This window comes from Actinoplanes missouriensis 431, from assembly GCF_000284295.1.
In the GTDB taxonomy this organism is placed as follows: domain Bacteria; phylum Actinomycetota; class Actinomycetes; order Mycobacteriales; family Micromonosporaceae; genus Actinoplanes; species Actinoplanes missouriensis.
Window position 1 is genome coordinate 8,221,535 of record NC_017093.1, and the last position, 13,637, is coordinate 8,235,171.

General features: G+C 69.9%; 15 protein-coding genes. 6 read left to right on the forward strand and 9 right to left on the reverse strand.

Translation table 11 applies throughout. The features are described 5' to 3' along the window. Positions 1–67: 67 nt before the first annotated feature. On the reverse strand, positions 68–817 hold the full coding sequence (locus AMIS_RS37495; protein WP_014447704.1) for a phosphoglyceromutase: 750 nt from the start codon (positions 815–817) through the stop codon (positions 68–70). Between the two features lie 113 nt (positions 818–930). Here AMIS_RS37495 and AMIS_RS37500 point away from each other — a divergent pair, with 113 nt between their 5' ends. Then, positions 931–2,187 (forward strand): MDR family MFS transporter, encoded by a 1,257-nt coding sequence (locus AMIS_RS37500; RefSeq protein ID WP_014447705.1) that lies wholly within the window; start codon positions 931–933, stop codon positions 2,185–2,187. Between the two features lie 591 nt (positions 2,188–2,778). On the opposite strand, the gene AMIS_RS37505 is transcribed toward AMIS_RS37500, so the two are convergent. Both AMIS_RS37505 and mshA read right to left on the reverse strand, forming a co-directional pair. Continuing rightward, entirely contained in the window at positions 2,779–3,276 is a 498-nt protein-coding gene (locus AMIS_RS37505) for a type III secretion system chaperone family protein (RefSeq protein WP_014447706.1), read from the reverse strand. Beyond that, positions 3,270–4,556, reverse strand: a complete 1,287-nt coding sequence (gene mshA / locus AMIS_RS37510) for a D-inositol-3-phosphate glycosyltransferase (protein WP_014447707.1) — start codon at positions 4,554–4,556, stop codon at positions 3,270–3,272. The genes AMIS_RS37505 and mshA overlap by 7 nt, the downstream gene beginning before the upstream one ends. A 150-nt stretch (positions 4,557–4,706) precedes the next feature. Here mshA and AMIS_RS37515 point away from each other — a divergent pair, with 150 nt between their 5' ends. Beyond that, positions 4,707–5,462 (forward strand): SDR family oxidoreductase, encoded by a 756-nt coding sequence (locus tag AMIS_RS37515; RefSeq protein ID WP_014447708.1) that lies wholly within the window; start codon positions 4,707–4,709, stop codon positions 5,460–5,462. Continuing rightward, a complete protein-coding gene (locus AMIS_RS37520) occupies positions 5,462–6,235 on the forward strand; it encodes a hypothetical protein (RefSeq protein WP_014447709.1) in 774 nt (257 codons plus the stop codon). The genes AMIS_RS37515 and AMIS_RS37520 overlap by 1 nt, the downstream gene beginning before the upstream one ends. Before the next feature lie 31 nt (positions 6,236–6,266). On the opposite strand, the gene AMIS_RS37525 is transcribed toward AMIS_RS37520, so the two are convergent. Then, on the reverse strand, positions 6,267–6,650 hold the full coding sequence (locus AMIS_RS37525; protein WP_041830309.1) for a response regulator: 384 nt from the start codon (positions 6,648–6,650) through the stop codon (positions 6,267–6,269). A gap of 104 nt (positions 6,651–6,754) precedes the next feature. After that, entirely contained in the window at positions 6,755–7,819 is a 1,065-nt protein-coding gene (locus AMIS_RS37530) for a S8 family peptidase (protein ID WP_231859169.1), read from the reverse strand. Between the two features lie 375 nt (positions 7,820–8,194). Here AMIS_RS37530 and AMIS_RS37535 point away from each other — a divergent pair, with 375 nt between their 5' ends. Together AMIS_RS37535 and AMIS_RS37540 are read left to right on the forward strand one after the other, a co-directional pair. Then, positions 8,195–8,407, forward strand: coding sequence for a DUF7455 domain-containing protein (locus AMIS_RS37535; RefSeq protein WP_014447712.1), 213 nt, complete (start codon positions 8,195–8,197; stop codon positions 8,405–8,407). A 76-nt stretch (positions 8,408–8,483) separates the two neighbouring features. Further along, positions 8,484–9,959, forward strand: coding sequence for a PAS domain-containing sensor histidine kinase (locus AMIS_RS37540; protein WP_014447713.1), 1,476 nt, complete (start codon positions 8,484–8,486; stop codon positions 9,957–9,959). Between the two features lie 54 nt (positions 9,960–10,013). On the opposite strand, the gene AMIS_RS37545 is transcribed toward AMIS_RS37540, so the two are convergent. Both AMIS_RS37545 and AMIS_RS37550 read right to left on the reverse strand, forming a co-directional pair. Next, positions 10,014–10,850, reverse strand: a complete 837-nt coding sequence (locus AMIS_RS37545; protein WP_157435198.1) for an SRPBCC family protein — start codon at positions 10,848–10,850, stop codon at positions 10,014–10,016. A gap of 73 nt (positions 10,851–10,923) precedes the next feature. After that, positions 10,924–11,652 (reverse strand): hypothetical protein, encoded by a 729-nt coding sequence (locus AMIS_RS37550; protein ID WP_014447715.1) that lies wholly within the window; start codon positions 11,650–11,652, stop codon positions 10,924–10,926. Positions 11,653–11,872: 220 nt separating this feature from the next. On the opposite strand from AMIS_RS37550, the gene AMIS_RS44785 reads away from it, so the two are divergent. Further along, the gene (locus tag AMIS_RS44785) at positions 11,873–12,748 is read left to right on the forward strand and encodes a peptidoglycan DD-metalloendopeptidase family protein (RefSeq protein ID WP_014447716.1); all 876 of its coding nucleotides are present in this window, start codon (positions 11,873–11,875) and stop codon (positions 12,746–12,748) included. Positions 12,749–12,840: 92 nt separating this feature from the next. On the opposite strand, the gene csrA is transcribed toward AMIS_RS44785, so the two are convergent. Then, the gene (csrA, locus tag AMIS_RS44790; protein ID WP_014447717.1) at positions 12,841–13,083 is read right to left on the reverse strand and encodes a carbon storage regulator CsrA; all 243 of its coding nucleotides are present in this window, start codon (positions 13,081–13,083) and stop codon (positions 12,841–12,843) included. Between the two features lie 115 nt (positions 13,084–13,198). Further along, positions 13,199–13,636: a flagellar assembly protein FliW gene (fliW, locus tag AMIS_RS37565; RefSeq protein WP_041830310.1), complete on the reverse strand. Its 438-nt coding sequence runs from the start codon at positions 13,634–13,636 to the stop codon at positions 13,199–13,201. Position 13,637 lies beyond the last annotated feature (1 nt).

The following is a 13,637-nucleotide window of genomic DNA, read 5'->3' on the forward strand; positions in this document are numbered from 1 at the left end:
CCTTCGCACGGCGGCGGATCCGAGGGCCGGGACACCACGGGGGTGTCCCGGCCCTCGTCGTTCGTCCTTACTTCTTGCCCTGGTTCGCCACCGCGGCGGCGGCTTCCTTCGCGGCGACCGGGTCGAGGTACTCGCCGCCCGGGTTGGTCGGGCGCAGGTTGTCGTCCAGGTCGTAGCGCAGCGGGATGCCGGTCGGGATGTTCAGCTTGGCGATCGCGGAGTCCGAGACCTGGTCCAGGTGCTTCACGATCGCGCGCAGCGAGTTGCCGTGCGCGGCGACCAGGACCGTCTTGCCGGCGCGCAGGTCCGGGACGATCTCGTCGTACCAGTAGGGCAGGGCCCGCTCCAGGACGTCCTTCAGGCACTCCGCCTTCGGCAGCAGCTCGGGCGGGAGGTTGGCGTACCGCGCGTCACCGAACTGGGAGAACTCGGAGTCGTCCTCGATCGGGGGCGGGGGCACGTCGTACGACCGGCGCCAGAGCATGAACTGCTCCTCGCCGTACGCCTCGAGGGTCTGCTTCTTGTCCTTGCCCTGCAACGCGCCGTAGTGGCGTTCGTTCAGCCGCCACGAGCGCTTCACCGGGATCCAGTGACGGTCGGTGAGGTGCAGCGCGATCTCGCTGGTCCGGATCGCGCGACGGAGAAGGCTGGTGTGCACCACGTCGGGCAGCACGTTCTGCTCCTTGAGCAGCTCGCCACCACGACGGGCCTCGTCCTCACCCTTGGCGTCCAGGTCCACGTCGACCCAGCCGGTGAAGAGGTTCTTGGCGTTCCACTCGCTGTTGCCGTGTCGCAGCAGCACCAGGGTTCCAGTCATGCCCTCATCTTCCCCCCAGCCGGTGTCTCACAGATCACGAGGGCTGGAAAGTCGGTTGCGCCGCCTCCTAGGTTGTAAGGGAGCAGAGCTAGATCACTACTTACGGGGGCGTCGTGTCAGGTTGGTTGCGTCAGGCCGTCGGCGGCCTGCCCCGGCAGTTCTGGTTCCTCTGGACCGGGACGCTGATCAACCGGCTCGGCTCGTTCGTGGTGCTGTTCCTCAGCATCTACCTGACCAGCGACAGGCACTTCACCCAGAGCCAGGCCGGTCTGGTCCTCGGCTGTTACGGCGTCGGCGGCGCGATCGGCACGATGACCGGCGGCGTCCTGGCCGACCGCTGGGGACGCCGGCCCACCATGCTGACCGCGCAGTTCGGCGCCTCGGCGCTGATGCTCACGCTCGGGTTCGCGCACTCGTACTGGCAGATCGCCGCCGTGACGTTCCTGCTGGGCATGTTCGCCGAAGGCGTCCGACCGGCGTTCTCCGCGATGATGGTCGACGTCGTTCCCGAGCACGATCGGGTACGGGCGTACTCGCTGAACTACTGGGCGATCAACCTGGGCTTCGCGCTGGCGGCGGTCGCGGCCGGGTTCGCGGCGCAGTTCGACTACCTGCTGCTCTTCGTGGTCGACGCGGGGACGACCTGCCTCACCGCGATCATCACGGCGATCTTCCTGGCCGAGACGAGGCCGGCGCGGACCCGTACCTCCGGGGTCGCCGTCCCGGCCGGCGGCATGGGCACCGCCCTGCGCGACCGGGTGTTCCTCGTCTATCTGCTGCTCAGCCTCGCGTCGGTGCTGGTCATCCTGCAGCACACGTCGACGCTGCCGCTCACGATGCTGGCCGACGGGCTCACGGCCGCCACCTACGGCGCGGTGATCGCGGTCAACGGTGTGCTGATCGTTCTCGGCCAGCTTTTCGTGCCCAAGCTGATCGAGGGCAGGGACAGCGCCCGGGTCCTCGCGCTCGCCGCGCTGATCATCGGCATCGGGTTCGGGCTGGTCGCGGTCGCCGACACCGCCTGGGTTTTCGCGCTCACGGTCATCGTCTGGACGCTCGGCGAGATGCTCCAGTCCCCCAGCAACGCGGCCACCGTCGCGGCGCTCTCGCCACCCCATCTCCGCGGCCGTTACCAGGGATTGAACTCGCTCACCTGGTCGATCGGAACGGCCCTCGCCCCGATTCTCGGCGGCCTGCTGCTGCAGAAGGGCGGCGATGCGGTGCTGTGGGTGGGCTGTTTCGGACTTTGCGCGATCGCCGCGGTGGGACAACTTCTCTCCGGCCCGGCGCGTGCCCGCAGGACCGCGCAGAGGCGTGCGGAAGAGATCGCGCTCGCCGATCGGGAATTGGCCGCGACAGCGACCGCCTGAAGGCCCACTGAACACATCGGACAGTCTTTATTACCCGAAACTCAGCCGGCGATAACATGTGAACGGGGCATAAACAAAAGCACCGGCGGCGGCGGACGACACCCATCCCCATAGGCGCCGCCCGCACTAACCGCCGGTCTCGGGTCGCGCCGTCCCCCAACGGCTCATGCCACCCGTCCCCAAACGCCGATCCGCGGCGATCATTGCTGATCGACCCGTTCCCCGAACTGACGGTTCGGCGTCCATCGACCACGCTAGTTGGGGCAGTCAAGCCTCACAACCCGTTTCCGTGTCGACATGTGTTCCGACCGTCACACGAACCAACAACCAACCGATCGGACGATCCGCCAATCACTCTTCCGGTGCGCTAAGTATCGGGGAAATTCACTACCTCAATGCCCAGCCGCAGAGAACACCTGATAGAGCATGCATAGATCAACTTCAGGGTCCGGCGCATCTATCCGCTCGTGAACGGTTACGGCGCCGGCCCGATCGACAGCGTCGCGCCGTGGTCGCCGCGCCGGAACTCGGCCGGCGGGCAGCCAGTCGCGTGTCCACGTTCGGCAAGCCGGCGCCGAGGAGAGTGCAGCGCTAAGCGGGCGTATCGCCGCCAGGCGGCTCGGCCAGGTGCTTGAAGGCCTGGAGGTTGGCGACGGACTCGCCGCGCTTGATCCGCCACTCCCATTCGCGGCGGATCGACGAGCCGAAACCGATCTCCAGCATCGTGTCGAACGACTCGTCGGCGTACGTCAGCACCGACCCGAGGATCCGGTCCAGTTCGTCGGCGTCGAGACCGTTGAGCGAGACCCGCCCGGTCAGGTAGACGTCGCCGGCGGCGTCGATCGAGAACGCGACGCCGTACATCCGGGCGTTGCGCCGCAGCAGCCAGGCCCAGAGATCCTCGTGACGCTCGTCGGGGCGGCGCATCACGAACGCCTCGATCCGCAGCGAGTGCTCGCCGACGATCAGGTTGCAGGCGGTCTTCAGCTTGTGGACGCCGGGCAGCGTGACCACATAGGACGACTCGCCGGTCGGCTCCCAGTCCAGCTCGCGGTCGGCGAGCACCTGCTCGATCAGCTTCGTCACCATGCGTACGTCGCCCCCTCCAGCCGTGCCGCGATCAGCGCCCGGTGTTCGGTCACCGCGTCACGGTAGACCCGCAACAGGTTGTCCGCAGTGCGATCCCAGGAGAACTGGGAGGCGTGGGCGGCCGCTCCGGCGGCCAGCCGGTGCCGGAACGCCGGCGCGTCCAGGAGCCGCTCCAGCACCCGCGCCCAGTCCCGGGGGTCGTGCCCGTCGACGAGCACGCCGCTGATCCCGTCCTGGACCGCGGTGACCAGGCCACCGACCGCCGCCGCCACGACCGGGGTGCCGCAGGCCTGCGCCTCGAGCGCCACCAGCCCGAACGACTCGTTGTACGACGGGACGGCGACCAGGTCGGCGGCCCGGTAGAGCGCGGCCAGGCCGTCACCGGTCTGCGGCGGCAGGAACACCACCGAGTCCGAGACGCCGAGCGAGGACGCCAGCTCGATCAGTGAGGACGGCCGGTCCAGACCGCTGCCGCTGGGCCCGCCGCAGATCACCACCGTCACGTCTTCGACCCCCTGCTCGCGCATCGCGGCGAGCGCGGAGATCAGCACGTCGGGCGCCTTGAGCGGCTGGATCCGGCCGACGAACGCGATGATCCGGCCGCGCTCGGGCAGACCGAACCGGGCCCGGTCGGCGACGCCCGGCCGGAACCGCTGCAGGTCGACGCCGGGCTGCACCACGCTGACCCGGTCCGGGTCGGCGTCGTAGTGGCCGATCAGGTCCTGGGCCTCGAAACGCGTGTTCGCGACCAGCCGGTCGGACTCGGCGATGACCTGCTCCTCGCCGATCAGCCGGGCCCGGGGCTCCGGGCGGTCGCCGGCCGCGATGAACTTGTTCTTCACCTTGGCGAGGGTGTGCGCGGTGTGCACATGTGGCACACCCCAGCGCTCCCGGGCGAGCCAGCCCACCTGGCCGGAGAGCCAGTAGTGCGAGTGGATCAGGTCGTAGTAGCCGGGCGGGTGCGCCGCTTCGGCCCGGAGCACGCCGTTCGCGAAGGCGCAGAGCTGCGACGGCAGCTCCTCCTTGTCGAGACCCTCGAACGGTCCGGCGGTGACATGCCGGACGAACACTCCGGGTGACATCTCCACCAGCGGAGGCAGCCCGCTCCCGGTGGCCCGGGTGAAGATCTCCACCTCGACACCCCGCGCCGCCAGGCGTTTCGAGGATTCCACTATGTACACGTTCATCCCGCCGGCGTCGCCGGTGCCTGGCTGCTCCAGCGGGGACGTGTGCACCGAAAGTGTGGCAATCCGGCGAGGGGCGGGCCGCGAGCCGGGCATCGTCAGCTCAACCACGTTGGCTCCCTCCGCTTCTTACCTGAGAACGGTGTGAAAACTTGTTGCGCCAACGTTCATCTTCCCCATCGGCGGAGCGTGAACCACCATGCAGCCGAGCGAGGGTGATCCAAGTCATTGGGGGAAGATCGGTTCATGCAGAACATCGCAGTCGTCACCGGGGCTTCCAGCGGCATCGGCGCCGCCACCGCACGCCGCCTCGCCACCGAGGGATTCCATGTGGTCGCCGTGGCCCGGCGGACCGACCGGCTGGAGGCGCTGGTCGCCGAGATCGGCCCGAACGCGACAGCCGTGAGCTGCGACGTGACGTCGGACGACTCGGTGGCCCGGCTGGCCGAGACGGTGGCCGGCCTCGGCGCCCCGCTCACCCTGCTGGTCAACAACGCCGGCGGCGCCCGTGGCGGTGACTACGTGGCGGACGGCTCGGTCGACGACTGGCAGTGGATGTACGACGTCAACGTGCTCGGCACCCTGCGGGTCAGCAAGGCGCTGCTGCCCGCGCTGGAGGCCAGCGGAGCGGGCACGATCGTGACGATCGGCTCGACCGCGTCGTTCGTGGTCTACGAGGGTGGCGGTGGCTACACGGCGGCCAAGCACGCGCAGACCGCCCTGGTCGGGACGCTGCGCCTGGAACTCGCCGGCAAGCCGGTCCGGGTCGTCGAGATCGACCCGGGGATGGTCCGCACCGACGAGTTCGCCCTGAAGCGCTTCGGCGGCGACCGGGACAAGGCAGACGCCGTCTACGCCGGGGTCAAGGAGCCGCTGGTGGCCGACGACATCGCGGACATCGTGGCGTTCGCGGCGACCCGCCCGCACCACGTCAACATCGACCGGCTGGTGGTGCGGCCGATCGCGCAGGCCGCCCAGCACAAGGTGCACCGGGAGAAGTAGTGGCGTCTCCGCCACCGCGGAAACCGGTCGGGGCGATCACCCGGGGGACGACCAATCCCAACCGGCTGCGTCGCGTCGACAACTTCATGGCGTACCGGTGCGGTCCGGTTTTGATCGAAGCGGCGCAGCCGCTCGTCGTCGACCTGGGCTATGGCGCGACTCCGGTCACCGCGGTGGAGCTCCGCGACCGCCTGGTGGCCGCGGTTCGTGCGGACGTCACGGTGGTCGGTCTGGAGATCGATCCGGTACGGGTGACCGACGCTCAGCCGTTCGCCGATCCACCCCACCTGGTGTTCCGGAGGGGTGGATTCGAGCTGGCCGGGTTGAGTCCGGACGTGGTGCGCGCGTTCAACGTGCTGCGGCAGTACGCCGAGGAGGAGGTGACCGCCGCCTGGCGGACGATGACCGCCGGCGGCGCGCTGCTGATCGAGGGCACCTGTGACGAGCTGGGCCGGATCGCGACCTGGGCGGTCGTCGAAGCGGGCACGCCGCGCACGCTGACCCTGTCGGCCCGGCTGGCGTCGCTGGAGCATCCGGAGGTCTTCGCGGAACGCCTGCCCAAGGCGCTGATCCACCACAACGTGCCGGGTCATCCGGTGCACGAGTTGCTGCGGGCTCTCGGGCGCGCGTGGGAGACCGAGGCCACCCCGTTCGGGCCGCGGCAGCGATGGCTCGCCACGGTACGGCGGATGCGTGCCGAGGGGTGGCCGGTGCTGGACGGGCCGGGCCGGTGGCGGCTGGGCGAGCTGACGGTGCCGTGGCCCGGATCGTGATCCGCTACGTCTCGGTTTTTCGGGACGGCCTCTACGCGAGGACCGTCTTCAGTGCCGCCAGCAGGGCGTCCGCGGTGAACGGCTTCTTCACCAGCAGGGCGTCCTCGCCGACCAGGCCCTTGGTGACGGCGATGTCCTTGGGCAGTCCGGAGATGAAGACCACGCCGAGTCCCGGCCGGAGATCACCGACGGCGCCGGCCAGCTCGCCGCCGCCGATACCGGGCAGGGTGAGGTCGGTGACCAGGGCCGCGATCTCCGGATGGTCACGGCAGACCGAGATGGCCTCCTCGTGATCACCGGCCACCAGCGTCGCGTACCCACGGCGCTCCAGCATGCGGCGCATGATGTCGCGCAGATCCTCTTCGTCGTCGACGACCAGGACGGTCGGCTTCTCGGCGACCGGCGCCTCGGACATTCGTTCCTCCTCGGGGCTGGGGTCGTTCCTCACGCTATCGGCCGATGGGCCCGATGTACGGCGCTTTGCCTATCGCGCCCGTACGACTGGACGCGTCGACGGGATCAACCGAGATGACCCGTGTACAGCATCTTGTTCGGCGAACCGGAACCCGCGTTGCGGACCAGCCCCGACACCGAGTTGTCCACCAGGTCGTCACGCACCTGACGAGGCGTCCAGCCGGGATGCGTGCCGAGCACCATCGCCGCCGCGCCGGCTGCATGCGGCGCCGCCATCGAGGTGCCGCTCATCGTCTTGACGGCGCCGTCCGAACCCTTACCGGCCGACTTGATGTTGACGCCCGGCGCGAACAGATCAAGACAAGATCCGTAGTTCGAGAATTTAGCCCTCTTGTCAGCTTTGTCCACCGCGCCGACCGTGATCGCGTCGGGAGTGCCACCGGGCGACGACTTGCACGCGTTGCGGTTCTCGTTACCGCCGGCGATCACGTACGTCACGCCCTTGGCGATGGACCGGTTGACCGCCGCGTCGAGTGTCTTGCTGACCGGCCCGCCCAGGCTCATGTTCGCCACGGCGGGCAGCTTCGCGTTCGCGGTGACCCAGTCGACGGCCGCGATGAAGTCGGAGAACTTGCCGGAGCCGGAGCAGCCGAGCACCTTGAGGGCGACCAGCCGCACATCCTTGGCGACACCGTACGTCGCGCCGCCGATGGTGCCTGCGACGTGCGTGCCGTGACCGTTGCAGTCCTCGGCGACCTTGTCGTCGCCGACGAAGTCCCAGCCGTTGCGGGCCCGGCCGCCGAACTCGTCGTGCGAGATCCGGATGCCGGTGTCGATCACGTACGCGGTGACGTCCGCCGCGGAGGTCGAGTGGTACGTGCCGGAGAGCTTCGCGGTCCGCTGGTCGATCCGGTCCAGTCCCCACGGGGTCGCCGCGGTGGCCGTGGTGTTCATGACGGCGTCCTGCTCGACGTACGCCACGGCGGGGTCCGCAGCGAGACGAGCCGCCTGGAACGCGGTCGCTTGCAGCTGGAATCCGCGTACGGTCGAGAGGTAGTTCGCGCCGACCGTTCCGCCGTACTCGCGGGCCAGCGCGCGGGCGGCCGGCGGAACCGGGCCGGCCTCGGGCTTGACGACCACGATGTAGCTGCCGGGGACAGCGCCTGCCACCCCGGCTCCGGAGATCACACCGACGGGCGCGGAAGGCACGGCAGCCGCGGGTACGGCTGAGGCGGGCGCAGTGAGTCCGAAAAAGGTGACTGTCGCGGCGGCGATGAGACGGGCGGCCCGGCGGCCGGCGGTACCGAACATGCGTGATCCTCTCGGTCTCGCTCCGGCCCGGGGGCATGCCGTAAGCAACTTGAGGGAAATGGTGAACAGAGAAGAGAGCACTTCCGGGTTCCGCCGGGGTGCGCCGTAGTTGCCGCGGTCCGGGCCGATTCCGATCGGCCGGGATCACACCGGGAACCTCTAAGCCGACCGTGCGGCGGGCCGAACAATCCTGCTGTCAGGACCGCTGCACGCCACCTCAGCAAGGAGAGCGATATGACCACTCTGCTGTCGCCCGAGATCGACACCGTAGGCGAGCTCACCGACCGCTGCGATCGCTGCGGTGCGGCCGCCAAACTGGAGGTCGAGCTGGCCAGCGGTGGTGACCTGGCGTTCTGCGGCCACCACGCCAACCGGTACGACGCGGACATCCGCCGGATCGGACGCAAGATTCGCATCGAGGAAGGCTTCGGCTGGGCGGGCAAGTAACCGCCTGCACAGGTTCGCCGCGTTATGCTCTTTCCCTCACGTCTTGGGGGTATATGTGCATATCGCTGCGCATGGCGTGGGCAGGCTGTCCCGGCTGATCGCCGGGTGCGCCGGAATCACGGTCGCCGTCCTCGGCGCCCTGGATACGCGCACGCTCGACGATGGCGTACCGCCGGAGGGGCTGCTGCCCACTCCGGCGGTCGCGCTCGTTCCGGCCGGGATCGCCCTCTTCGTCCAGGTGATTCCGGCTTCCGGTGGCCGCGCGCGCCGGATCCGCACCGTTGTCGTTGCCCTGCTCGCCCTGGCCGCCGCCGCCCTCGCGGCCGCCGGTGCCAGCGACTTCCCGGCCGCGACGGCCGCCGCCCTGCCGGCCGCGCTGATCGCCGGCACGATCCTGTTCCGAGCCCCGGAAGGTGCGGCGGAGCCCGCGCCCGCGAACAGCACCACGGAGCCCGCGCCCGCGAACAGCACCACGGAGCCCGCGCCGGCGAACACCCCGACCGGCGCCGCGGCGTCCGCACCCGCCGGCCCTACTGAAGTGCGCGATCGGGACGACTTCGCCAGTTCCCTGCTGCAGTCGATGAACGAGGCAGTGATGGTGCTGGACGCGAACTACCGGGTCATCGACGTGAACCGCCGCTGGCGGGAGCTGACCGGGTACCCGGACGACGACGTGGCCCGCGATCCCCCGCCACTTCCTCCACCCGGATCCGGCGGCGACTGGACGATCCCCCGGGCCGACGGCACCGCCGTGCCGGTGCTCGCCACGATGGCCGCCATCCCGGACGCCGCCGGAACGACCCTCGGATACGTCGCCACCTGCGTCGACATCGCCGAGCGCAAGCACGCCGAGGACGCGCTGACCGAGCACGCCGCCGAGCTCGAGCGGGGCAACGCCCAGCTCGCCGCGGCGCTCGCCTTCAAGAACGACCTGACCTCGATGCTGACCCACGACGTGGCGCAGCCGATCAGCTCGATCGCGAGTCTCGCCGAGCTGCTCTCGGCGGACTGGGCGGACCTTCCGGACGACGTACGCCTGGAACTGGCCACGAAGATCGACAAGAACACCCGGCGACTGGTCAAGATGCTGAACGACCTGCAGCTGCTCTTCCGGCTGGACACCGGCTCGGTCACCACCCGGCGGGCACCGGTGCCGCTGCTCGAAGTGGTCCGCACGGTCAGTGCCGCGATGGCCGGCGACCGGGGCGTCGAGATCACCATCGACGAGGATCTGACCGCGCTGGCCGACCGCGGGCATCTGACGGTCGTCGTGGAGAACCTTCTGAAGAACGCGCTGACCCACGGCTCCCCGCCGGTCCTGGTCAAGGCCGACAGGTATGCGGACAGCGTGCTCCTGGTCGTGCAGGACAGCGGTCCCGGCATCCCGGACGACGTGCTGCCCGGCATCTTCGGCCGGTTCATCCGGGGCGCCGGCCTGGGTCTCTTCATCGTCCGGCACCTGGTCGAGGCGAACGGCGGCTCGGTGCGTTACGAGCACACCACGCCGCAGGGCGCCCGCCTGCTGGTGACCCTGGAGCGAGCACCGGCGTGAGCGCGGAGACGACAAAAGGCCGGCCCGAGGGCCGGCCTTCGCTGCGCAGGAGGGCTAACTGCCTCGCTCTTCCTCATTTATCATCCCGTCGCCCCACATGTCCGACTTGCTGGTGTGACCGCCCATCCGCGCGCTCCCGGCCACCCCGCCACTCAGCGGCCCGGGCCCGGCGACCCGCCGGCCACCGCCCGTCTCCTGCGACGCGGCCCGAAGCCCGCTCATGTCCGCCGCGGTCGGCGTGTTGTGCAGCGGGTTGTCGGTGAGCCGGGTGCCGGTCGGGTCGGCGTTGCCGAGGTCCGCCGCGCCGGTGTCCCATCCTGCGCCGGGGCCGGGCGCCGGCTGGGACGCGTTGCGGTTACGGATGCGCTGGGCCACCGAGGCCGGCGATGCGGGGTTCGCCATGGCCGCGTTGCCCAGGAACGAGCGTCCGGTCATCTGCTTGGTGCTGGCGCCGGTCGGAATCGGGCGGCCGCCCAGCACGCCGCTCTCGACCAGCCCCTTGAACGTGGTGAGGTCGGCCTTGAGCCGGCGGTTCAGCGACTCCTGACCGTGCCGATCACTCGGCATCAGGAACGCGATGTCCGCCTCCAGTTGCGCCACGATCTGGGTCTTGGTCTCGCCCATCGGCCGCAGCGTGAGCGTCTCCGCGAGCAGTGGCCCTTCCATCGTCGACCACGAGACCCGCTCGTCCGGCGATCGCTCGATGATCTGGGCGTCGAACTCGCGCCGCTTCCCGTCCACGTCCATGATCCAGTGGGTCTGGTCGGCGCCGATCGCCGTCACCTGCCGGACCCCGGTCATGAAACGCGGGTAGTTCTCGAACGCCGCGAGCTGTTCGTACACCGTGTGGACCGGCGCACTGACCTCGATCGCCTGCTGAACCATGCTCATCGCAACTCTCCCATGCTGAAGTGCTGGCATGACAGAGCGTACGGAGACGAGCACTGGTCGTGTTCAGTTTTACTCAGACGCGACGCAGGTACTGCCAGCGGCCCACCTCGGCGGCGTACCGGGCGTCACTCGCGGGAACCAGCGTCACGGCGGCGTCGCGCAGCGCGTTCACCATGCGCGCGGACGGGCTGCGCCACGCCTCGCTGATCTCCACGGCTGTCCCGGTGGTCCGGCAGGCGCTCGCCAGCGCGGCGACCATCTCCGGGCCGACCACGCCGTCGTCGACACCCGCCTGGGCGAGCAGCGCCAGCGGGCGGGCGAGCTGGGCCGGGACGTACCGGGAGGCTCGCTCGATGCCCTTGACCGTGGTCTCGACGAGCTGCTCGGCGACCTGCTCGGGGGTGAGCGCGCCGGCGTCGAGAGCCGACCGCAGCTGCCGGGCGTCCAGCAGCTCGCCGCCGACCGGGAGCGCGGAGACCGCGACCGACAGCGCGTCCAGCTGGGCCAGGTCGGACGGCAGGGCCAGCCAGCCGTCCGGGCGGATCACCTCGACCTCGGCGGCCACCCGCAGCGTCAGTTCGGTCCGGTGCCGGGCACGGCGGACGGCGTCGGCGTACGCGGTGAGCCAGCCGGTCTCCGGGCCGGCCTGATCGGCGAAGGTCAGCGAGCGCAGACCGGCCCGGTCGGCGGCCGAGACGACCACGCCGACGGCGTCCCGGCCGGACGCGAAGCCGGTGTGCACGTGGGCATCCACCGTCAGATCCAGTGCGCCGACGACGACTGACTCGCGCTCTACCACCACGCTTGCTCCCCGCGTTTCAAGGACGGGGTTCTTCCCGTCTGCCATGAGAGTGCGGGAGCGATGTTGTCGGCCGGGTCAGCGGCCGGTGCAGGTGAGGTGCGTCATCGGCCCCCACCTGCGGCAACCGGGTCGCACCCGTCGGGCACTCCGGCCGGTACCCGTACCCGGGCAGGCTCTTCCCTACCGCGCGCACACGCCCGCGTACGCAGGAAGGGAACGCATGAAGGTCCGACATCCCGGCCGTACCGTGCTCGCTGCCGCCGCCCTGGCGAGCCTGCTGACCTCGGCGGCCGCAGCGCCCGCCGCCGCGGCGACGGGTGCTGCGGCGAAGGTCGCGGTGGTCACCGGCACCGCGAAGACCGGCAGCACGCCTCTGAACATGCGCCGCTCGCCGTCGGCGGGCGCCGAGCGGGTCGGCTCGGTCGCGAACGGCGGGACGGTCTGGATTCTCTGCCAGGCCGCGGCGCAGCAGATCACCGGCACGGTACGCACCACGAACCTCTGGGACCACCTGGCGAACGGTTCCTGGGTCTCGGACGCCTACGTGGTGCGCCCGAGCACCGGCATCCCCCGATGCGCGGCCGCCGAGACGCCCGCCGAAACGCCCGTCGAGCGGGCGCCGGCCATCCCGAAGAAGCTCGCCGGCGAGAGCTGGCGGCTGCCGGTCGGCGCGAGCCTGGTGAGCGGGTTCCGCACGACCGCCCGCCCGTCGCACGACGGCGTCGACCTCTCCGCGGCCCGCAACACCCCGATCGTCGCCGCCGCTGCCGGCACGGTGATCCGGGTGGTCTGCAACGTCTCCGCCGGTTCGTGCGATGTGGACGGCAACCGCACCCTCTCCGGCTGCGGCTGGTACGCCGAGGTGCAGCACATCGGCGGCATCGTGACCCGGTACTGCCACATGGTCCGCCGCCCGTCCGTCACGGTCGGTCAGGCGGTGGCGAAGGGCCAGCAGATCGGGTACGTCGGTACGTCCGGCTCGTCGTCCGGACCCCACCTGCACTTCGAGGTGCACGTGAACGCGGCGCCGGCCACGCACGCCAACGCAGTCGATCCGATCGCGTTCTACCGCAGCCGAGGCCTGGCACTCGGATAACGGGCACTCGGATAACGGGCAACTCGGATATCGGGCAACTCGGACCGGAACGGCCGGAGGCGGCGCCCCGGTGGGCGCCGCCTCCGCCGAAATCACTCGTCCGGGTCGGACTTCTCGAGCATCCGGGTCAGCGCGTGGACCGCGTCCTCGGTCGGCGACGCGGCCTCCCGATTGGCGTCCTGCAGCTCGCGATAGACCTCTTCGCGATGGACCTGCACGTCCCGAGGAGCCTGGATGCCCAGCCGGATGACGTCACCACGGGCCTCGAGAACCGTGATGACGACGTCGTCGCCGATCATCACGCTTTCCCCTGCCCGGCGGGTCAGCACAAGCATCGGGTGCCCTCCTCCATCCACCCCTCCAACCATCCGTCCTTTCGACAGCATGGAACGGACAGCATGGCAAAGGCGCGGTCGCGAAGGAAACGCGACCGCGCCTTGTTCAGGAGGATCAGAACTTCCGATTCATGATCGCCCGGACCGGGTAGCCCGATCCACTCAGGACGACCTGCATGGCGCGCATGGAGTCGCGGTCCACCACGATGGGCGCGAGCAGATTCGCCGTGGTTTCCTCGGTGCCCGCGGTGATGACCGTGAGCAGCAGCAGACGGTCCGGGTCCTTCGTGTTCAGTGCCGCGAAAACCTGGTTCTCGATCTCCGGCGCGTACTCCGGGAAGAACGGCTCCGGCGGCGCGACGAGGAAACGCAACTCCGGGTTGTCGACGGAAGTGAGTGCGAAGAGCAGTCCTTCGTCGTTGAGACGCACCAGAACGAATTCCCGGTGCGCCGGGAAACCCGGCATGGGCACCGCCATCGTGATGGTCGGCAACCCAAGCGACGGGTCGGTCATGGTGGCCTCGATCGGTCGGGACGCGGTGCGAGTAGTCATG